The following is a 20,014-nucleotide window of genomic DNA, read 5'->3' on the forward strand; positions in this document are numbered from 1 at the left end:
GCGGCACCGGCGCGCATGCCATCGTTCCCGACATCCCATCACGCCAGACAAGGAAGCCCCCGCATGCCGTCGCCAATGCCGCAGTCATCCTCCGTTGCAGCCCCGGACCGCCGCCGCTGGCAATTCTGGATCGACCGCGGCGGCACCTTCACCGACGTGGTCGGGCTGCGGCCCGACGGCGCGGTGGTCACGCACAAGCTGCTGTCCGAGAACCCGGAGCAATACCGCGACGCGGCCGTGGCCGGCATCCGCCACCTGCTGGGCCTGGCGCCCGATGAGCCGGTCACGCCGGCGCTGGTGGAGGTGGTGAAGATGGGCACCACGGTGGCCACCAACGCGCTGCTCGAGCGCAAGGGCGAGCCGCTGGCGCTGTTCATCACGCGCGGCTTCCGCGACGCGCTGCGCATCGCGTACCAGAACCGGCCGCGCCTGTTCGACCTGAACATCGTGCTGCCCGAGCTGCTCTACCGCGAGGTGGTGGAGGTCGGCGAGCGGCTCGACGCGCGGGGTGGCGTCGTCGCGCCGCTCGCCGAAGCCGCGCTGCGCGCCGACATGCAGCGCGTGTTCGCCGGCGGCATCCGCGCCATCGCCATCGTGTTCCTGCACGGCTACCGCGCGCCGGCGCACGAGCAGGCCGCGGCGCGCATCGCGCGCGAGACCGGCTTCACGCAGATCTCGGTGTCGCACCAGGTGTCGCCGCTGATGAAGCTGGTCTCGCGCGGCGACACCACCGTGGTGGACGCCTATCTCTCGCCGATCCTGCGCCGCTACGTGGAGCAGGTCGAGCAGCAGATGCCCGGCGTGCGGCTGCAGTTCATGCAGAGCAGCGGCGGCCTGACCGACGCGCACCGCTTCCAGGGCAAGGACGCGATCCTGTCCGGGCCGGCCGGCGGCATCGTCGGCATGGTGCGCTCGTCGCAGGGCGCCGGCTTCGGCCGCGTCATCGGCTTCGACATGGGCGGCACTTCCACCGACGTGTCGCATTTCAACGGCAGCCATCCCAACGATTTCGAGCGCGTGTTCGAGACCGCCGTGGCCGGCGTGCGCATGCGCGCGCCGATGATGAGCATCCACACGGTGGCCGCCGGCGGCGGCTCGATCCTGCATTTCGACGGCAGCCGCTTCCGCGTGGGGCCGGACTCGGCCGGCGCCAACCCGGGGCCGGCCAGCTACCGGCGCGGCGGCCCGCTGGCCGTGACCGACTGCAACGTCATGCTCGGTAAGATCCAGCCGCGCCATTTCCCGAGCGTGTTCGGCCCGGGCGCGGACGCGCCGCTGGACCGCGACGCCGTGGTGTCGCGCTTCGCCGAGCTGGCGCGGGCCGTGAGCGCCGCCACCGGCGACGCGCGCAGCCCCGAGCAGGTGGCCGAAGGCTTCATCGAGATCGCGGTCGGCAACATGGCCAACGCGATCAAGCAGATCTCGGTGCAGCGCGGCCACGACGTGACCGGCTACACACTCACCACCTTCGGCGGCGCCGGCGGCCAGCATGCCTGCCTGGTGGCGGACGCGCTCGGCATGCAGACCGTGTTCGTGCACCCGCTGGCGGGCGTGCTGTCGGCCTACGGCATGGGGCTGGCCGACCGCACCGCGATGCGCGAGCGCGCGGTGGAGGCGCGGCTCGATGCCGATGCGCTGCCGGCGTTGCAAGCCACGCTCGACGCGCTGGCGCGGGAAGCGCGCACCGAACTGCTGGAGCAGGAAGTGGCCGACGCGCAGATCGAGGTGGTGCGCCGCGCCCACCTGCGCTACGAAGGCACGGACTCCGCGCTGGTGGTCCCGTTCGGCACGCTAGCCGGCATGCAGGCCGCGTTCGACGCCGCCTACCGCCAGCGCTATGCGTTCCTGATGCAGGGCAAGCCGCTGATCGTGGAAGCGGTCTCGGTGGAAGCCATCGGCAGCAGCGAGCCGCCCGCGGAAAAGCTGCCCGAGCCGGCGCCGCGCGGCGGCGGCCCGGTGCCGGCCGAGCGCGTGCGCATGTTCAGCGGCGGCGCCTGGCACGACACCGGCCTGTTCCCGCGCGACACGCTGCGCCCCGGCGACGTGCTGCCCGGCCCGGCCATCATCGCCGAGCGCAACGCCACCACCGTGGTGGAGCCCGGCTGGCAGGCCGAGCTGACCGCGCGCGACCACCTCGTGCTCACGCGCGCGGTGCCGCGCCCGCAGCGCCGCGCCGTGGGCACCGACGCCGACCCGGTCATGCTGGAGGTGTTCAACAACCTGTTCATGTCGATCGCCGAGCAGATGGGCCAGCGGCTGCAGAACACCGCCTACTCGGTCAACATCAAGGAGCGGCTCGACTTCTCCTGCGCCATCTTCGACGCCGCCGGCAACCTGATCGCCAACGCGCCGCACATGCCGGTGCACCTCGGCTCGATGGGCGAGAGCATCAAGACCGTGATCGCGCGCAACGCCGGCGGCATGGCCGACGGCGACGTGTACGTGCTCAACGACCCCTACAACGGCGGCACGCACCTGCCGGACGTGACCGTGATCACGCCGGTGTTCGACCAAGCCGGCCGCGAGATCCTGTTCTACGTCGGCTCGCGCGGCCACCATGCCGACATCGGCGGCATCACGCCGGGCTCGATGCCGCCGGACTCCACCGTGGTGGAAGAGGAGGGCGTGCTGATCGACAACTTCCCGCTGGTCAAGGCCGGCGTGCTCGACGACGCCGGCATGCGCGCGCTGCTGGCCGGCGGGCGCTACCCGGCGCGCAACGTCGACCAGAACATGGCCGACCTGCGCGCCCAGGTGGCGGCCAACGCCAAGGGCGTGGAAGAGCTGCGCAGGATGGTGGCGCAGTTCGGCCTGCCGGTGGTGCGCGCCTACATGGGCCACGTGCAGGACAACGCCGAGGAAGCGGTGCGCCGCGTCATCACCGCGCTCAGGGACGGCGCCTACGATTACCCGCTCGACAACGGCGCGCGCATCCGGGTGCGGGTGACGGTGGACCGGGAACGGCGCGAAGCCGTGGTGGACTTCACCGGTACCTCGGCGCAGTTGCCCAACAACTTCAACGCGCCGCGCGCGGTGTGCATGGCGGCGGTGCTGTACGTGTTCCGCACGCTGGTCGACGAGGACATCCCGCTCAACGCCGGCTGCCTCAAGCCGATCAAGGTGATCGTCCCGGAAGGCTCGATGCTCAACCCGCGCTATCCGGCCTCGGTGGTGTCGGGCAACGTGGAAACCTCGTCGTGCATCACCAATGCGCTGTATGGCGCGCTCGGCGTGGTGGCGGCCAGCCAGGGCACCATGAACAACTTCACGTTCGGCAACGAGCGCTACCAGTACTACGAGACCATCTCGGGCGGCAGCGGCGCCGGCAACGGCTTCGACGGCTGCGACGTGGTGCAGACCAATATGACCAACTCGCGGCTGACCGACCCGGAAGTGCTGGAATGGCGCTTCCCGGTGCGGCTGGAAAGCTACGAGATCCGCCCGGGCTCGGGCGGGGCGGGGCGCTGGCATGGCGGCAACGGCGGCATCCGCCGGGTGCGCTTCCTGGAGCCGATGACTGCCTCGATCCTCTCCAACAACCGCCTGCACGCGCCGTTCGGCATGGCCGGCGGGGCGCCCGGCGCCACCGGGCGCAACTACGTGGTGCGCGCCGACGGGCGGGAAGAGGCGCTCGGCCACGTGGGCCGCTGCGAGATGGCGGCCGGCGACGTGTTCGTGGTCGAAACGCCGGGCGGCGGGGGCTTCGGCGAGGCCTGAGCGGGGCGGGCGGCGGCGGCCCCGGCGGTACTCTGGCAGGCGCTTCGCGCGGCGAGTGGCGATAGCGCCGCTCGTTGGCCCTTGACCGGTCCGTACCGGTCCGTACCGGTCCATGCCGGCCCGCGCCGGGGCGCGGCAGGCCGTGCTGCAACGCGGGAAAAGGCGGCCGACAAGGTATAATGCCGGTTTCCCGCCAGCACGGCGCCCCAACCAGCGGCGCCGGCCGGTAGCAGCCCCTACCTCCTGCCCTCCCGACCGCTCAGATCATGGCGCATTTTTCGTGCTTCCCCGGCGCATTGGCCCTTTCCGCCTTTCGCCAGCAACGCCTGCTCACCGCCCTCAAGCAGATCGACGCCGACATCGAGTCGGTTCACGGCCAGTTCCTGCATTTCGTCGATGCCAACGCGCCGCTGTCGCCGGCCGACAGCGAGCGCATCGCCGCGCTGCTGACCTACGGCGCGCCGTTCGAGCCGCAGGCCGAGGGCGACCGCTTCGTGGTGATCCCGCGCTTCGGCACGATCTCGCCGTGGGCCAGCAAGGCCACCGACATCGCGCACAACTGCGGCTTCGGGGAGGTGCACCGCATCGAGCGCGGCATCGAGATCACCGTGATCTGCAAGAAGGGCCTGCTGCGCGGGCGCAAGACGCTGGACGCCGGCACGCGCGCCGCCGTGGCCGCGCATCTGTTCGACCGCATGACCGAGACCGTGGTCGCCGCGCGCGAGGACGCCGCCGCGCTGTTCCAGGAACTGCCCGCCAAGCCGCTGCGCTTCATCGACATCGCCGGCGGCCGCGCCGCGCTGGCGCAGGCCAACGCCGAGATGGGCCTGGCGCTGTCGGAAGACGAGATCGACTACCTGGTCGAGGCCTACGCCAGGCTCGGGCGCAACCCGACCGACGTCGAGCTGATGATGTTCGCCCAGGCCAACAGCGAGCACTGCCGCCACAAGATCTTCAACGCCACCTGGACCATCGACGGCGTGCAGCAGGACAAGTCCCTGTTCGCCATGATCCGCAATACGCACCAGCTCAACCCGCAAGGCTCGATCGTGGCGTACTCGGACAACTCCGCCGTGATGGAAGGCGACGTGGCCGAGCGCTGGTTCCCGCGCGGCGCCGCGCAGAAGTACGGCCGCCACGAGGCGCTCACGCACACGCTGATGAAGGTGGAGACGCACAACCACCCGACCGCCATCTCGCCGTTCCCGGGCGCCTCCACCGGCGCCGGCGGCGAGATCCGCGACGAAGGCGCGACCGGCCGCGGCGCCAAGCCCAAGGCCGGCCTGACCGGCTTCACGGTGTCCAACCTGATGCTGCCGGACGCCGTGCAAAGCTGGGAAAACGCGCGCGACGCCGCCCAGCCGCTAGCGCACCGCAACCCCGACGACAAGGCCGGCCGGGCCGACAACATCACCGGCAAGCCCGACCGCATCGCCTCGCCGCTGCAGATCATGATCGACGGCCCGCTCGGCGGCGCCGCCTTCAACAACGAATTCGGCCGCGCCAACCTGGGCGGCTACTTCCGCGTCTACGAGCAGAACGTGGGCGGCACCGTGCGCGGCTACCACAAGCCGATCATGATCGCCGGCGGCATCGGCAACATCGACGCCGGCCACACCCACAAGAATCCGCTGCCGGCCGGCACGCTGCTGATCCAGCTCGGCGGCCCCGGCATGCGCATCGGCATGGGCGGCGGCGCCGCCAGCTCGATGGCCACCGGCACCAACACCGCCGACCTGGACTTCGACTCGGTCCAGCGCGGCAACCCGGAAATGGAGCGGCGCGCGCAGGAAGTCATCAACGCCTGCTGGCAGCTCGGCGACGACAACCCCATCCTGTCGATCCACGACGTGGGCGCGGGCGGCATCTCCAACGCCTTCCCCGAGCTGGTGGACGGCGCCGGCCGCGGCGCGCGCTTCGACCTGCGCCAGGTGCACCTGGAAGAGTCGGGCCTGAGCCCGGCCGAGATCTGGTGCAACGAATCGCAGGAACGCTACGTGCTGGCCATCGCGCCGGACTCGTTCCCGCTGTTCCAGGCCATGTGCCAGCGCGAGCGCTCGCCGTTCGCGGTGGTCGGCGTGGCCACCGAGGAACAGCAGCTGCAACTGGTGGACGCGCACGTCGACGCCTCGCTCAAGGAGCACTACGCCGTCGACATGCCGATGGACGTGCTGCTCGGCAAGCCGCCGCGCATGCACCGCGACGTGCGCCATGTCGAGCAGGTGCTGCCGCCGGTGGACGTGACCGGCCTCGCGCTCGACCAGGCCGTGCGCGACGTGCTGCGCCACCCGACCGTGGCCAGCAAGTCCTTCCTCATCACCATCGGCGACCGCACCGTGGGCGGCATGAACGCGCGCGACCAGATGGTCGGCCCGTGGCAGGTGCCGGTGGCCGACGTGGCCGTGACCACGCTCGACTACAAGGGCCGCGCCGGCGAAGCCATGACGATGGGCGAGCGCACCCCGCTGGCCGTGATCGACGCGCCGGCCTCGGGCCGCATGGCCATCGGCGAGGCCCTGACCAACCTGGCCGCCGCGCCGGTCAAGGATCTCGGCAAGGTCAAGCTGTCCGCCAACTGGATGGCCGCCTGCGGCGTGGACGGCGAGGACGCGCGGCTGTACGACACCGTGCACGCGGTCGGCATGGAACTGTGCCCGGCGCTCGGCATCAGCATCCCGGTGGGCAAGGATTCGCTGTCCATGCGCACCAAGTGGGACGACAACGGCATCGCCAGGGAAGTGGTGGCGCCGGTCTCGCTGATCATCTCGGCCTTCGCCGCGGTGGACGACACCGACCGCACGCTGACCCCGCAACTGCGCACCGACGCCGGCGACACCGTGCTGATCGCCATCGACCTGGGCCGCGGCAAGAACCGCCTCGGCGGCAGCATCCTGGCGCAGGTCACGCAGCAGGTCGGCGACGCCACGCCGGACGTGGACAGCGCCGACGACCTGAAGCACTTCTTCAACGTGATCCAGCGCCTGAACCGCGAAGGCAAGCTGCTGGCCTACCACGACCGCTCCGACGGCGGCTTCATGGCGGCGCTGGCGGAAATGGCCTTCGCCGGCCACTGCGGCGTGTCGCTCAACGTCGACATGCTGGCGCTGGACCCGCAGCAGGAGCAGGACTACGGCGACGCCAAGAACTGGGCCCAGCAGATCGGCGAGCGCCGCAACGACCAGACCCTGCGCGCGCTGTTCTCGGAAGAGCTCGGCGCGGTGATCCAGGTGCGCCTGTCCGAGCGCGACGCCGTGTTCGGCGTGCTGCGCGAAGTCGGCCTGTCGGCCTGCAGCCACGTGGTCGGCAAGCCCAACGCCACCGACCAGATCGAGATCTACCGCGACGCCAGGAAGGTCTTCGGCGCCGCGCGCGGCGAGCTCCAGCGCATCTGGAGCGAGGTGAGCTGGCGCATCGCGCGCCTGCGCGACAACCCCGCCTGCGCCGACAGTGAATACGACCGCCTGCTGGACGCGGCCGACCCCGGCATCTCGCCGGTGCTGACCTTCGACCCGGCCGCGGACATCGCCGCGCCGTTCGTGGCCACCGGCGCGCGTCCCAAGGTGGCGATCCTGCGCGAGCAGGGCGTCAACTCGCAGATCGAGATGGCCTACAGCATGGACCGCGCGGGCTTCGACACGCACGACGTGCACATGAGCGACCTGATCGCCGGGCGCGCCAGCCTGGCCGACTTCAGCGGCTTCGTCGCGTGCGGCGGCTTCAGCTACGGCGACGTGCTGGGCGCCGGCGAGGGCTGGGCCAAGACCATCCTGTTCAACGCGCGCATGGCCGAGCAGTTCGCCGCCTTCTTCAACCGCCAGGACACCTTCGCGCTGGGCGTGTGCAACGGCTGCCAGATGATGAGCAACCTCGCCCCGATCATCCCGGGCGCGGGCGCGTGGCCCAAGTTCACGCGCAACCAGTCCGAGCAGTACGAAGCGCGCTACGTCACCGTGGAAGTGCAGTCCTCGCCGTCGATCTTCTTCGCCGGCATGGAAGGCAGCCGCATCCCCATCGTGGTGGCGCACGGCGAAGGCTTCGCCGACTTCTCGCAGCAGGGCGACCAGAAGCAGGCCCGCGTGGCGCTGCGCTTCGTGGATAACCACGGCGCGCCGACGCAGACCTACCCGCTCAACCCGAACGGCTCGCCGGAAGGCATCACCTCCGTGACCACCACCGATGGCCGCTTCACCGTGCTGATGCCGCACCCGGAGCGCGTGTTCCGCACCGCCACCATGAGCTGGGCGCCCGACGCATGGAAGCAGATCGCCGACGGCGGCAGCCCGTGGATGCGCATGTTCCGCAACGCCCGCAAGTGGGTGGGCTGAACCGGCGCAGGCGGGTTGCAGTGGAAACGGGCCCTTCGGGGCCCGTTTTTTTCATGGAGACGTGGCGGCGCGCGCGGCTGGCCATGCCGACATGGGCCGCGCCCGCATCACCCCGCCACCGTGCTCCACGCCTGATAAACGTAATACAGAGGCCGCTGCGGATCGCAGCGGCGCGCCACGTCCGGCGCGGCGCCGCGCAACTGCATGGTGACGAGCACCATGCGCGCGGCCTTGACCGGCGAGTAGCGGTCACGCAGCGGCAGCATGGGCAGCACCGCGCGCCATTCCGGCGGCAGGCCGTCGCAGGTGAAGGTGCCGAGCGCGCAGTAGCCCCAACCTTCGGAAGTCAGGTGCCAGAGTCGCCGGAACTGGTTGCGTGCGGGCATGATCTCCCTCGTTCGTCGCGGCGCCCGCCGCGGGAGAGGATGTGCGGGCATGGGCCAGGCCGGTCGGGCGGCGGGCGAATGGGTTCGATCTTACCCACGGGCGGCCGCGCTGTGAATGCCCCGCGGGCGTTGCCGGCCGGAAATGCGTGCGCGGGGCTGCATCCGGCGGCACGCCTGCAGCCATTTCCGGGGCCGGACCGCGCCGGCGTCACCCGCCGCCCGCTGCCCGGCTACCGGCTGCCGGCCTAGATCCCGCTGAACCAGTTGTAGCCCTGGTCTTCCCAGTAGCCGCCGGGATTCTCGTTGGTGACGAACAGCGCGGCGATATGCTTGGGGTTCTTGAAGCCGAGCTTGGTCGGCACGCGCAGCTTGAGCGGGTAGCCGTACCTGGGCGGCAGCGGCTCGCTGCCGAAGTCCAGCGCCAGCATGGTCTGCGGGTGCAGCGCGGTCGCCATGTCGAGGCTGGAGTAGTAGCGGTCCGCGCACTTGAAGCCGACATAGCGCGCCGTGGTGTCCGCGCCGATGCGCTGCAGGAACGTGCGCAGCGGCACGCCGCGCCATTCGCCGACGGCGCTCCAGCCTTCGATGCAGATATGGCGCGTGATCTGGCCCGCCTGCGGCAGCGCGCGCAACTGCGCCAGGCTCCAGCTGCGCTTGTCGGCGACGAGGCCGGAGACTTCCAGCCGGTAGTCGCCGCCGTCCACCTCGGGCACGTCGAATTCCTGGTAGAAGGCGTTGAACGGGAACGGCTGCGTGATCTGGCTGCGCGCGTAGGTCGGCGCCAGCCGCGCGCCGCTGAACAGCCACGCCTGCACGCGGTCGTTCCAGCGCGACATGGACCACAGCACCTTGTCCACGGTGTCGCCGTCCTGCAGCGTGCAGCCGGCCAGCATGGACACCGCGCCGAGCGACAGCGACGAGCGCAGGAACATGCGCCGCTGCAGGCGCGCCAGCTGCGGCCGGAAATCCGCCGCGCTGAGGGCCGGCCGCGCCGGCGTGGCGATGACGCCGGCCGCGCGCGGCGCGTCTTCGGTGCGGATGGAATCGGGACGCGCGGCTGGCGTCTTGCCGGACGGCTCGCTCATGCTTCGGCTTCTCCGTGATGGCCGCGCCGCGCGCGGCCGGTAAACATGGGCAACAAGGTGGACGGCACGGCCACGACCAGCGCCAGGTGCACGGCGACGAAACCGACGATGCCGGCCATCGCTAAGAAATGCACGCGGCGCGCGGTGTCGAAGCCGCCGAACAGGCCGGCCAGCCACCAGAGCTGGACCGGCTTCCAGATCGCCAGCCCGGACGCCACCACCAGCACGCCGAGCAGCAGCACCGCCACGTACATCAGCCGCTGCACCGCGTTGTAGGCGCCGGGCCGGTGCGGCAGGCGCAGGCGCAGCGCCAGGCCGGCGTCGCGCAGCGCGGCGCGCGCGCTCAGCGGCAGGAAATGCCGGCGGAAATGGCGCGTGGCCAGGCCGTAGCCGAGATAGAGCAGGGCATTCGCGCACAGCAGCCACATCGCCGCGAAATGCCAGGCGATCGAGCCGCCCAGCCAGCCGCCGACCGTGGCCCACGCCGGGAAGCGGAAGCCGAACAGCGGCGAAGCGTTGTAGATGGCCCAGCCGCTCATCACCATGCAGGTCATGGCGAAGGCGTTGATCCAGTGCGTGGCGCGCACCGCCAGCGGGTGGACGATGGCGCGCCGCGCGGCGGCGGGAGTCGGCTTGCGCATGGCGCGTGCCTTACATCGGCGGCACGACGCCGTTCTTGCCGGCCGAGACGAAGCGCGCGGTCAGCGCGCCGTCGGCGGCCTTGCTGGCGAACAGCACCACGTGGGCGCCGGGCACCAGCAGCGAGCGGTCGCCCGGCTCCAGGTTGACGATGGGCACGTCGGCGGGGATCACGATGCGCTTTTCGCCTTCGGGGTACTTGACGGTGATGGTGCGGCCGTTGCTGACCACCACGCTGCCCACGGTGCCGTTGGTCATGCTGCTGTTCTTGCCCAGGTCCCAGGCGCGGTGGCCTTCGCCGCTGCCGCGCATGCTGGGCGGGAACACGTGCACTTCCAGCGCCTTGAGCGAGCCGTCGGCCTGCGGGATGGCGGCCGAGCCGATGTAGCTGCCGGCCTTGATCTCGTCGACCTTGGCCAGCGTCACGGCGCGCACCGCGGTGTCCTTGCCCAGGCCCACGTCGAGATCCTGGCCCGAGCGGGTATGCACCTTGAGCGTGTCGCCGGCGAGGGTGGTCACGGTGCCGCGCACGCCGATCGGCGCCGCGGCCGGCGCGGCGGTGGCCTGCGCCTGCGCCGCCGGGGCGCCTGCGAGGGCGGCGCCGGCCAGCAGGGCGGCGGCCAGCACGGTACGGCTCAACTTGCTCGAAACGATGTTCATCCTGCACCTCTGTAAGGGTGGAAACCGAGGTGCAGGTTAGGGCCGCCGGCGGGTCGCGCTGGTGACTTTTTGGTGACAAATTTGTCACTAATTCGCGCGTACCGCTCGCTAGAATGACAGCCATATCCGCACAACCGGGCAGTGCATCATGAGCATCCTCGTCATCGAAGACGATCCCAAGACCGGCGACTACCTGCGCAAGGGCCTGCGCGAAAGCGGCTATGCCGTCGACCTCGCGCGCACCGGCACGGACGGCCTGCACATGGCGCTCGAGCATCCCTACGACCTGGTCGTGCTCGACGTGATGCTGCCCGGCATCGACGGCTGGGAAATCATGCGCACGCTGCGCGCGCGGCGCGACCTGCCGGTCATCTTCCTGACCGCGCGCGACCACGTCAACGACCGCATCCACGGCCTCGAGCTGGGCGCCGACGACTACCTCGTCAAGCCGTTCTCGTTCGTCGAGCTGGTGCTGCGCATCCGCACGCTGCTGCGCCGCGGCGTGGTGCGCGAGGCCGAGCTGTTCGAGTTCGCCGACCTCAAGCTCGACGTGCTGCGCCGCAAGGTCACGCGCCAGGGCATGGAGATCACGCTGACCAACAAGGAATTCCTGCTGCTGCACCTGCTGGTCAAGCGCCAGGGCGAGGCACTGTCGCGCACGCTGATCGCCGCCGAGGTGTGGGACATGAACTTCGACAGCGACACCAACGTGGTGGACGTGGCCATCAAGCGCCTGCGCGCCAAGGTGGACCAGCCGTTCGACAAGAAGCTGATCCACACCGTGCGCAGCATCGGCTATACCTTCGGCGAGGGCGCATGAGCAGCGGCACGGGCACCGGCATGGTCACCTGGTACCGGCGGCCGTGGTCGCTCACGGTGCGCACCACGGTGTCGTTCGCGCTGATCGCCTGCGTGGTGATCGGCACGCTGGGCGCGTATTTCTACCAGTCGGTGAAGGCCTCGATGGAGGCGCACGCCGATCTCCAGCTGATCGGGCGCGTAACGCATTTCAGCCGGCTGGCCAGCGACGTCTACACCGTGGCCGAGCTCAAGCACCGCCCGCTGCTGTTCGAGACCATGCTCGGCGCCGAGCGCGACGTGCTGATCTTCCGCCGGCCGGGCGAGGCGCCGTTCATCCGCGTCAACCCGGACGACCTCGCGGTGCCGCCGCAGCTTGCCGCGCTGATGGCCGGCGATGGCAGCGCACCCACGCGCGAGGCCATCCTGCGCACGCGCCTGCGCGACGGCGTGCCGATCTACTGGGCGGCGGCGCTGGCGCGCTCGAACGAGGACGGCAGCATGGTCGAGGTGATCGCCGCCCATCCGCTGGCCAACGAGATGCAGATGCTCGGCGCCTACCGCGACCGCGTGCTGCTGGCCACGCTGGTGGGCATGCTGGCGGCCACCGCGCTGGCCTTCTTCGCCATCCGGCGCGGGCTGCGGCCGGTGGGCAGCATCGCCGCGCGCGCGGCCGAGATCAGCCCGGCCAGCCTCGACGTGCGCCTCGACGAGCGCGGCGCGCCGGCCGAGCTGCGCGGCCTCGTGGGCGCGTTCAACGCCATGCTCGACCGCCTCGGCGAAGGCTACGAGCGGCTCTCCCAGTTCTCCGCCGACCTCGCGCACGAGATCCGCACGCCGGTCGGCGCGCTGATCGGCCAGACCCAGGTGGCGCTCAGCCAGGTGCGGCGGCCCGAGGAATACGAGGAGGTGCTCGAATCCAACCTGGAAGAGCTCAACCGGCTCGGCAACATCGCCGAGAACATCCTGTTCCTGGCCCAGGCCGACCACGCGCGGCTGTCCATCGAGCATGCCGCGGTGGCGCTGCCGGCCGAGCTCAACAAGATCGCCGAATACTTCGAAGGGCTCGCCGACGAGAAGGGCATGCGCTTCGAGGTGGCGGCCGACGGCATGCTGTGGGCGAACCCGCTGCTGTGCCGCCGCGCCATCAACAACCTCGTGGTCAACGCCGTGCGCTACGGCGCGCCGGGCAGCGTGATACGGCTGTGCGGCGCGCGCGAGGCCGGCAGCACCGTGGTGTCGGTGGAGAACCAGGGCGAAGCCATCCCGCGCGAACAACTGGACCGCCTGTTCGACCGCTTCTACCGCGGCGACGCCGCGCGCAGCCGCGTGGCCGAATCCAACGGGCTCGGCCTGGCCATCGTGCAGGCCATCATGGCGCTGCACGGCGGGCAAGCGGAAGCCACCTGCCCGGCGCCGGGGCGCGTGCGTTTCGCGCTGCGCTTTCCTTCGCATCTGCCTTCGCATCTGCCCCCGCATTCTCCTTCGCAACTGTCGCCCGAATCCGCCGCGTAAGGACGCCGGCGCGCGGCGCGCAGGAAACGTCTTGCTACCTTGGCGGAAACGGCTGATGCGCACGCGCCGCATCAGATCGATCGCGCCCGCCGACAGAAACATGCCGCGCATGCTTGGGAAGTGTCTGGTGCGCAAGCCGCATTCGGTCACGTACTATTTCCACGCTGCTGCAACGCATTTTTCGCAGCGATATTCTGGAAGGTAGCGGCAACGAGGCCGGGCAGCCGATGGCACCGTGCCTCGTGGCCATCTTGTCTTAGCCGGTGAAGTCTGCCGGGTGCCGGGCTTGCCTGCCGGGCGCCCGCCGCTTCCCGCCGCGGCCCCCGTGCGGCGAAGGCTAGTGCGCTCGCGCGCCACTCTCCAGCACGCTCCCCCGGCCGCCTGGCGGCCACTGGTCATGGTTTGTCCGAGCATGCCTTCAAACGTCGTCCGCTCCCGTTTCTCCGTCGCCCTCTCGGTGTGGCGCGCCCTGTTCCTGCGCGAGGCCAATGCGCGCCTGGCCACCGAGCGCGGCGCCTGGCTGTGGCTGCTGCTCGAGCCGGCCATCCACATCGGCTTCCTGATGCTGCTGTTCGGCGTGGTGCGCCACGTGCTGATCCCGGGCATGGCGTCCAGCCTGTTCATCCTGGTCGGCATCCTCGGTTTCTTCCTCGTGCGCAACGTCGCCGGCCGCGGCGCCGAGGCGATCAAGGCCAACGCCGCGCTGTTCGCGTACCGGCAGGTGCGCCCGGTCGATGCGGTGCTGGTGCGCGCCGCGCTCGAAGGCCTGCTCTACGGGCTGGTGTTCGTCGTGCTGCTGGCCGCCTGCGGCCTGGCCGGCGTGGACGTGTGGCCGCGCGACCCGCTGCAGGTGCTGCTGGCCGCCGCGCTGCTGTGGCTGCTGGGCGTGGGGCTGGCATTGAGCCTCGCCACGCTGGGCACGCTGGTGCCCGAGCTGGGCCGCATCGTCAGCCTGTTCTTCGCGCCGCTGTACTTCATCTCCGCGGTGATGTACCCGATCGCCAGCGTGCCGCGCCCGGCGCGCGACTGGCTGCTGCTCAACCCGATCCTGCACGGGCTCGAAGCCATGCGCGGCGGCTTCTTCCCGGCCTATCGCGGGCAGGCCTATGCCAGCCTGTCCTACCTGCTGGCATGGTCGCTCGGCAGCGTCCTGTTCGGGCTGGCCCTGCAGCGGCGCTTCGCCACGCGGCTGGTGGCGCAATGATCAGGATCTCCGGCCTGCACAAGCGCTATCGCGGCGCGCCGACGGACGGCTGGGTGCTGCGCGACGTGTCGCTCGAAATTCCAGCATCGAGCCGGATCGCGCTGATCGGCCGCAACGGCGCGGGCAAGTCCACGCTGCTGCGCCTGATCGGCGGCACCGACACGCCCAACCGCGGCGAAGTGGTGCGGCGCTGCCGCGTGTCGTGGCCGCTCGGGCTCTCCGGCGGCTTCCAGGGCTCGCTGAGCGGGCGGCAGAACGCCAAGTTCGTCTGCCGCATCCACGGCGCGCAGGCGGGGCTGGACGACAAGCTCGCCTTCATCGAGGACTTCGCCGAACTGGGCGCGGCGTTCGACGCGCCGGTCAAGACCTACTCGTCCGGCATGCGCTCGCGGCTGGCCTTCGCGCTGTCGATCGCCTTCGAGTTCGACATGTACCTGGTCGACGAACTGACCGCGGTCGGCGACGCCGCCTTCAACGTCAAGTCCCGCCAGGCCTTCCAGGATCTCGCCGGGCGCGCCGGCCTGGTGATGGTGTCGCACAGCGAATCGACCCTGCGCAGCTATTGCGAATCCGCGGTCTGGCTGCACGAAGGCAGCGCCTACCGTTTCGACAGCGTGGATGACGCCATCCAGGCATACAAGAAGAGCATGACAAGGTGAGCAAGCTGTTCGGGCAACTCAAGCAATGCGGCTGGCTCTGGCGCATCGCCATCGGCGCGTGCCTGCTGGCCGCCGTCTACTGGGGCGTGGTCGCCTCCGACCGCTACGTGTCGGAAGCCAAGGTGGTGGTCGAGCGCAGCGACGCCGTGGGCGCCACCGCCACCGACTTCTATGCCTCGCTGCTCGGCGCCAGCGCGGCGCCGCAGGACCTGCTGCTGCTGCGCGAATACCTGCTGTCCGCCGACATGCTCAGGAAGCTCGACGCGCGGCTCGCGCTCAAGGCGCACTACAGCGGCGCGCAGCGCGATGCCCTGTCGCGCCTGTGGCCGGCCGACGCCTCGTTCGAGCGCTTCCATGCGTACTACCTCGGGCGCGTGAGCGTGGAATACGACGACTTCTCCCACACGCTGGTGATCCGCGCGCAGGCCTACACGCCGGCGATGGCGCAGGCCATCGCGCGCCTGCTGGCCAGCGAAGGCGAGCGCTTCATCAACGAACTGGCGCACCGCGTCGCCGGCGAGCAGGTCGTCTACATCGAGAACCAGGTGCGCGTGCTGGGCGAACGCATGAAGGCCGACCGCCAGGCGCTGCTGGCCTACCAGAACGCCAACGGGCTGGTGTCGCCGCGCGGCGACGTCGAGAGCCTCTCCGGCGTGGTGGCCGGCGCCGAGGCGGAACTGGCCGACCTGCGCGTCAGGCGCGCCGCGCTCAAGGACGTCTACACCCCGCAGTCGCCCGCGATCCAGCAGATCGACGCGCAGATCGCCGCCGTGCAGGCGCAGATCGGCGCGCAGCGCGCGCGCATGACCTCGCCCAGGAACCGCGCGCTCAACCAGGTGGTGGAAGAGCACGAACGCCTGCAGGCCGCCGCCGGCTTCAGCCAGGACCTCTACAAGACCGCGCTCGGCGCGCTGGAGAAAGCGCGCATGGAAGCCACGCGCAAGCTCAAGAACGTGGCCGTGGTGCAAAGCCCCACGCTGCCCGAATATCCGCTGCAACCGCGCCGCGTCTACAACATCGCCGTGTTCGTGCTGGCGGCGCTGGCGCTGGCCGGCGTGCTCCAGCTGCTCGGCGCCATCATCCGCGATCACCGGGACTAGCCATGCTTCGTTTTCTTCTCGTCCTCCTGTTCGCCATGAGCGCCGCAACGCAAGGCGCGCACGCGCAGGCCGGCGCGCGCGCCGGTGCCCGCATCGGTGCGCCCATCAACGGCGAGCCCGACTACGCCGCCCTCGCCGCGCAGGGCGGCCTGCCGCCGCCGGGCGCCACCGGCATGGCCGCCGAAGCCGCCATCCCCACGGTGCCGGCACGTCCCGCCCAGCCCGTGCCGGACAGCGCGCCGCAGAATGATGACTATGTCGCCAACCTCGCCAGCGACGCCTTCGGCGCGCAGCTCTTCACCGGCGCCTTCAGCCGCGAGAGCGCATCGGTCTTCAATCCCAGCCACGTCATCTCCGTGGGCGACCGCATCCAGTTGCGCATGTGGAACGGCTACAACCTCGACACCGTGCTCGCGGTGGACGCCGGCGGCAACATCCTGCTGCCCGAGGTCGGCCCGTTCCGCGTGCAGGGCATCGCCAACGCCGACCTGCAGGCCGCCGTCACCGCCGCGCTGCGCCGCGTGTTCGCCAGCCGCGTCTCCATCTACGCCAGCCTGCTCGCCGCGCAGCCCGTGCGCGTGTACGTCACCGGCGCCGTCTACCGCCCCGGCATGTACAACGGCACCTCCAGCGACAGCGTGCTGCGCTACCTCGACCAGGCCGGCGGCATCGACCCCGAGCGCGGCTCCTTCCTCGACGTGGCCATCAAGCGCGGCACCCAGACCCTCGCCGTGGTCAACCTCTACGACTTCCTGCTCAAGGGCGAGCTCGCCACGCGCCAGCTCAACAACGGCGACGTGATCTTCGTCCAGCCGCGCAAGCACACCGTCAAGGTCGGCGGCCTCGCCGAGAACGCCCGGCGCTTCGAATTCCAGGGCGAGCAGGCGCGGCTCGACCAGATCGCCCGGCTGGCCAAGCCGCTGCCGTCGGCCACCAACGTGCGCGTGGTGCGCAACACCGGCACCATCCGCAATGTCGAATACTTCCCCATCTCCCAGGACCGGGAAATCATCCTGCAGGACGGCGACGAGATCGAATTCACCGCCGACAAGCGCCCCGGCACCATCACCGTGCGCGTGGAAGGCGAACACGCCGGCCCGCAGGAATTCGTGCTGCCCTACGGCAGCCGCATGGGCGAGCTGCTCAGCCAGGTCGCGTTCACGCCGCAGTCCGACGCCGACAGCATCCAGCTCTACCGCCTCAGCGTGAAGGCGCGCCAGAAAGTGCTGCTCGGCACCGCGCTGCGCAGCCTCGAATCCAGCGTGCTCACCGCCCGCTCCGGCACTGCCGACGAAGCCCAGCTGCGCAAGGAAGAAGCCGCGCTGGTCCTGCAATGGGTGGAGCGCGCCCGCAAGATCGATCCCACCGGCCAGACCCTGATCGCCAGGGCCAGCACGCGCGACCAGCTGCTGCTGGAAAACGGCGACATCCTGCGCGTGCCGGTCAAGGACGGCCTCGTCATCGTCAACGGCGAAGTCCTGTTCCCCAACGCCGTCGCCTTCGACGCCGGCATGAGCGTGGCCGACTACATCCAGCAGGCCGGCGGCTACTCGCAGAACGCCGACAGCGCCCGCGTGATCGTCGCCCACCGCGACGGCAGCTTCTCGGAAAGCAAGTGGGGCACGCAGGTGCGCCCGGGCGACGAAATCCTGGTGCTGCCGCGGGTGGACATGAAGACGCGGCAGTTCGCGAAGGATGTGTTTCAGATTCTTTATCAGTTGGCGATTTCGGCCAAGGTGGTGTTGGGGTTGTGAGGCGAGCTATGTCATATCGCGATGATTCATTGCCATCCGTCATGGACGCGGCGAGGGCGGAGCCGCAATCGCCCTGGCTGCGGACCGGTGCACGGCACCGCGTGGTCGGAGTCGTCTCTCGCGGGATTCTGCGGATTCCTCACCTCGCTTCGCTGCTTGGCTGCCGGTATCGGCCGATTGCTCCCTGGCGCCCGGGTTCGCCAGCGAGCGTATGCGCGATGGCTGGCTGGGGCCGCAAGCCGAGCGCCCTGCGGGCTCGCCGGTTGGCGGATGAACACGGAGTGCCCTATCTGGCATTGGAGGATGGCTTCCTGCGGTCCATCGCACCGGGCAAGCAGCAGGGTACGGTTTCGATGGTGATCGATGACGTTGGCATCTACTACGACGCCGGGAGCCCGTCTCGCCTCGAGATCCTGATCGGGCAGGCGGAACCGGATGAAGACCTGCTTGCACAGACGCGGCGTGGCATCGGCCTGATCCTGCGGCATCGGCTCTCCAAATACAACCACGCACCGGTCGTCCTGCTGCCGCAACGGCGTGGCGCTGCGCGAGTGCTCGTAGTCGACCAGACCTCGGGCGATATGTCGGTGGTGCTGGGCGGGGCCGGCGGACCAACATTCGCAGCCATGCTGAACGCCGCGCTGCGTGAATGGCCCGACGCCGAAATCTGGGTCAAGACCCATCCCGAGGTGCTGTCCGGCGGCAAATCCGGCTACCTGGACATAGGCAGGGAACTGCCACGGGTCCACTGGCTCGCGGAAGACTGCTGTCCGCTGTCGCTGATCGAGCAGGTCGACCGTGTCTATGTCGTCACCTCGCAGATGGGCTTCGAGGCGCTGATGCTGGGCAAACCTGTCACGTGTTTTGGGCAACCGTGGTATGCGGGCTGGGGGCTGACCGACGACCGCCACCCGGAGCGCGGGGTATTGCGCCAGCGGCGTGCCTGCTGCCGTACCTTGGAGCAACTATTTGCGGCGGCCTACCTGAAATACACCCACTATCTCGACCCCGCGACCGGCGCAGCCGGCACCTTGTTCGATGCCATCGATTGGCTTGCTCGCAACAAGATCTTGAATGACGAACATCGTGGCACCTTGTATTGCCTTGGCATGAGCATCTGGAAACGCGCCGTGGTACGCCCGTTCCTGAGCATGCCGTCGAACCGGTTGAAGTTCGTGAAAAGGCTTTCGCAAGAACAGGTCGCCGGGCTGCCTGCCGATGCGAGCCTGGTGGTCTGGGGGAGCCGGCATCCGTTGCTTCGCTCCACCGCATTCGAGCATGGCGTCCCGGTGCTTCGCATTGAGGACGGCTTTGTCCGCTCGGCCGGATTGGGTTCCGACCTGAATGTTCCGCTTTCCCTGGCACTCGATGGCCCCGGCATCTACTACGATCCGCGCCGACCAAGCCGCATGGAAACCATGCTTGCCACGGTCCGGCTCAGTGACGCGGACCGGCTGCGCGTGACGCGGATCCGGGAGCGCATTGCTCGGCTGGGGATCAGCAAATACAACCTGGGTGGCGCGTTCTCGCTGCCGGAGCACAGCATCAGCCGCAAGGTCTTGCTTGTACCCGGACAAGTGGAAGGGGATGCATCCATCCAGTTCGGGTCCCCGCGGATAAGAAAGAACCTGGACCTGCTGGCCGCCGTGCGCGCGGCCAACCCGAACGCATGGATTGTCTACAAGCCGCACCCGGATGTGGTGGCGGGCAACCGCCACGGCGCTGTCGCCGCCACGGAACTTGCCGCCTTGGCGGACCAGATCGTGGCACGGGCGAACATAAGCGCCTGCATTCGCGCAGCCGACGAGATCCACACAATGACCTCGCTGACCGGCTTTGAAGCGCTGCTGCAAGGCCGGAAAGTGCATTGCTACGGCGCGCCATTCTATGCCGGCTGGGGATTGACGGTCGATCACGTGCCGCTACCGCATCGCCAGCGCCGCCTGTCGCTGGACGAACTCCTGTTCGTGACGCTTTGCAGCTATCCACGCTATCGCCTGCCTGGCGCGGAAGGGTTTTGCTCGGTCGAGGACGTTGTCGCGCATCTGTCGGATAGCAGCCGGACACCGGCTGGTATCGGCAGTCATTGGATAGGCAGGCAGTTTCGCAAGGCACGGGAACTGGCTCGATTGCTGTTCTAGCTTGCGGAGATTGGACACCCTCATTGACACG

The 20,014-nt window shown here is 69.7% G+C and carries 13 protein-coding genes; 9 read left to right on the forward strand and 4 right to left on the reverse strand.

The features are described 5' to 3' along the window. Positions 1-75 precede the first annotated feature (75 nt). Both KF708C_RS16700 and purL read left to right on the forward strand, forming a co-directional pair. The gene (locus tag KF708C_RS16700) at positions 76-3,717 is read left to right on the forward strand and encodes a hydantoinase B/oxoprolinase family protein (RefSeq protein ID WP_059412679.1); all 3,642 of its coding nucleotides are present in this window, start codon (positions 76-78) and stop codon (positions 3,715-3,717) included. 266 nt (positions 3,718-3,983) lie between these two features. Further along, the gene (purL, locus tag KF708C_RS16705; RefSeq protein WP_059412680.1) at positions 3,984-8,042 is read left to right on the forward strand and encodes a phosphoribosylformylglycinamidine synthase; all 4,059 of its coding nucleotides are present in this window, start codon (positions 3,984-3,986) and stop codon (positions 8,040-8,042) included. Between the two features lie 107 nt (positions 8,043-8,149). On the opposite strand, the gene KF708C_RS16710 is transcribed toward purL, so the two are convergent. From KF708C_RS16710 to KF708C_RS16725, 4 genes are all read right to left on the reverse strand, one after another. Next, positions 8,150-8,428 carry a hypothetical protein gene (locus tag KF708C_RS16710; RefSeq protein WP_020203688.1) on the reverse strand — a complete coding sequence of 93 codons (279 nt, stop codon included), beginning with the start codon at positions 8,426-8,428 and terminating at the stop codon, positions 8,150-8,152. Between the two features lie 245 nt (positions 8,429-8,673). After that, positions 8,674-9,513 carry a molybdopterin-dependent oxidoreductase gene (locus KF708C_RS16715; RefSeq protein ID WP_020203687.1) on the reverse strand — a complete coding sequence of 280 codons (840 nt, stop codon included), beginning with the start codon at positions 9,511-9,513 and terminating at the stop codon, positions 8,674-8,676. After that, positions 9,510-10,154, reverse strand: coding sequence for a cytochrome b/b6 domain-containing protein (locus KF708C_RS16720; protein ID WP_059412681.1), 645 nt, complete (start codon positions 10,152-10,154; stop codon positions 9,510-9,512). Before KF708C_RS16720 ends, KF708C_RS16715 begins: the two co-directional genes overlap by 4 nt. Positions 10,155-10,164: 10 nt before the next feature. Then, positions 10,165-10,812, reverse strand: a complete 648-nt coding sequence (locus KF708C_RS16725; protein ID WP_059412682.1) for a hypothetical protein — start codon at positions 10,810-10,812, stop codon at positions 10,165-10,167. 148 nt (positions 10,813-10,960) lie between these two features. Here KF708C_RS16725 and KF708C_RS16730 point away from each other — a divergent pair, with 148 nt between their 5' ends. The 7 genes from KF708C_RS16730 to KF708C_RS16760 all read left to right on the forward strand — a co-directional run bounded on the left by KF708C_RS16730 (position 10,961) and on the right by KF708C_RS16760 (position 19,983). Beyond that, a complete protein-coding gene (locus tag KF708C_RS16730; protein ID WP_020203684.1) occupies positions 10,961-11,632 on the forward strand; it encodes a heavy metal response regulator transcription factor in 672 nt (223 codons plus the stop codon). Positions 11,633-11,652: 20 nt separating this feature from the next. Then, a complete protein-coding gene (locus KF708C_RS16735; RefSeq protein ID WP_370552846.1) occupies positions 11,653-13,125 on the forward strand; it encodes a heavy metal sensor histidine kinase in 1,473 nt (490 codons plus the stop codon). 412 nt (positions 13,126-13,537) lie between these two features. Beyond that, positions 13,538-14,329, forward strand: a complete 792-nt coding sequence (locus KF708C_RS16740) for an ABC transporter permease (RefSeq protein ID WP_020203682.1) — start codon at positions 13,538-13,540, stop codon at positions 14,327-14,329. Beyond that, entirely contained in the window at positions 14,326-14,988 is a 663-nt protein-coding gene (locus KF708C_RS16745) for an ABC transporter ATP-binding protein (RefSeq protein WP_020203681.1), read from the forward strand. Before KF708C_RS16740 ends, KF708C_RS16745 begins: the two co-directional genes overlap by 4 nt. Further along, positions 14,985-16,088 carry a chain-length determining protein gene (locus KF708C_RS16750; RefSeq protein ID WP_059412684.1) on the forward strand — a complete coding sequence of 368 codons (1,104 nt, stop codon included), beginning with the start codon at positions 14,985-14,987 and terminating at the stop codon, positions 16,086-16,088. The genes KF708C_RS16745 and KF708C_RS16750 overlap by 4 nt, the downstream gene beginning before the upstream one ends. Before the next feature lie 2 nt (positions 16,089-16,090). Beyond that, a complete protein-coding gene (locus tag KF708C_RS16755; RefSeq protein ID WP_029043752.1) occupies positions 16,091-17,842 on the forward strand; it encodes a polysaccharide biosynthesis/export family protein in 1,752 nt (583 codons plus the stop codon). Between the two features lie 218 nt (positions 17,843-18,060). Further along, complete coding sequence (locus KF708C_RS16760; RefSeq protein ID WP_063923026.1) at positions 18,061-19,983, forward strand: capsular polysaccharide biosynthesis protein; 1,923 nt, start codon at positions 18,061-18,063, stop codon at positions 19,981-19,983. Positions 19,984-20,014 lie beyond the last annotated feature (31 nt).

The sequence above is a fragment of the Cupriavidus basilensis genome (assembly GCF_000876015.1).
Taxonomy (GTDB): Bacteria; Pseudomonadota; Gammaproteobacteria; order Burkholderiales; family Burkholderiaceae; genus Cupriavidus; species Cupriavidus basilensis_B.

Bases quoted from the DNA above. Each gene is read 5' to 3' on its own strand.
- KF708C_RS16725 (WP_059412682.1), bottom strand. From the start codon at position 10,812: ATGAACATCGTTTCGAGCAAGTTGAGCCGTACCGTGCTGGCCGCCGCC.
- KF708C_RS16720 (WP_059412681.1), bottom strand. From the start codon at position 10,154: ATGCGCAAGCCGACTCCCGCCGCCGCGCGGCGCGCCATCGTCCACCCG.
- KF708C_RS16700 (WP_059412679.1), top strand. From the start codon at position 76: ATGCCGCAGTCATCCTCCGTTGCAGCCCCGGACCGCCGCCGCTGGCAA.
- purL (WP_059412680.1), top strand. From the start codon at position 3,984: ATGGCGCATTTTTCGTGCTTCCCCGGCGCATTGGCCCTTTCCGCCTTT.
- KF708C_RS16740 (WP_020203682.1), top strand. From the start codon at position 13,538: ATGCCTTCAAACGTCGTCCGCTCCCGTTTCTCCGTCGCCCTCTCGGTG.
- KF708C_RS16715 (WP_020203687.1), bottom strand. From the start codon at position 9,513: ATGAGCGAGCCGTCCGGCAAGACGCCAGCCGCGCGTCCCGATTCCATC.
- KF708C_RS16730 (WP_020203684.1), top strand. From the start codon at position 10,961: ATGAGCATCCTCGTCATCGAAGACGATCCCAAGACCGGCGACTACCTG.
- KF708C_RS16760 (WP_063923026.1), top strand. From the start codon at position 18,061: ATGGCTGGCTGGGGCCGCAAGCCGAGCGCCCTGCGGGCTCGCCGGTTG.
- KF708C_RS16755 (WP_029043752.1), top strand. From the start codon at position 16,091: ATGCTTCGTTTTCTTCTCGTCCTCCTGTTCGCCATGAGCGCCGCAACG.
- KF708C_RS16745 (WP_020203681.1), top strand. From the start codon at position 14,326: ATGATCAGGATCTCCGGCCTGCACAAGCGCTATCGCGGCGCGCCGACG.
- KF708C_RS16710 (WP_020203688.1), bottom strand. From the start codon at position 8,428: ATGCCCGCACGCAACCAGTTCCGGCGACTCTGGCACCTGACTTCCGAA.
- KF708C_RS16735 (WP_370552846.1), top strand. From the start codon at position 11,653: ATGGTCACCTGGTACCGGCGGCCGTGGTCGCTCACGGTGCGCACCACG.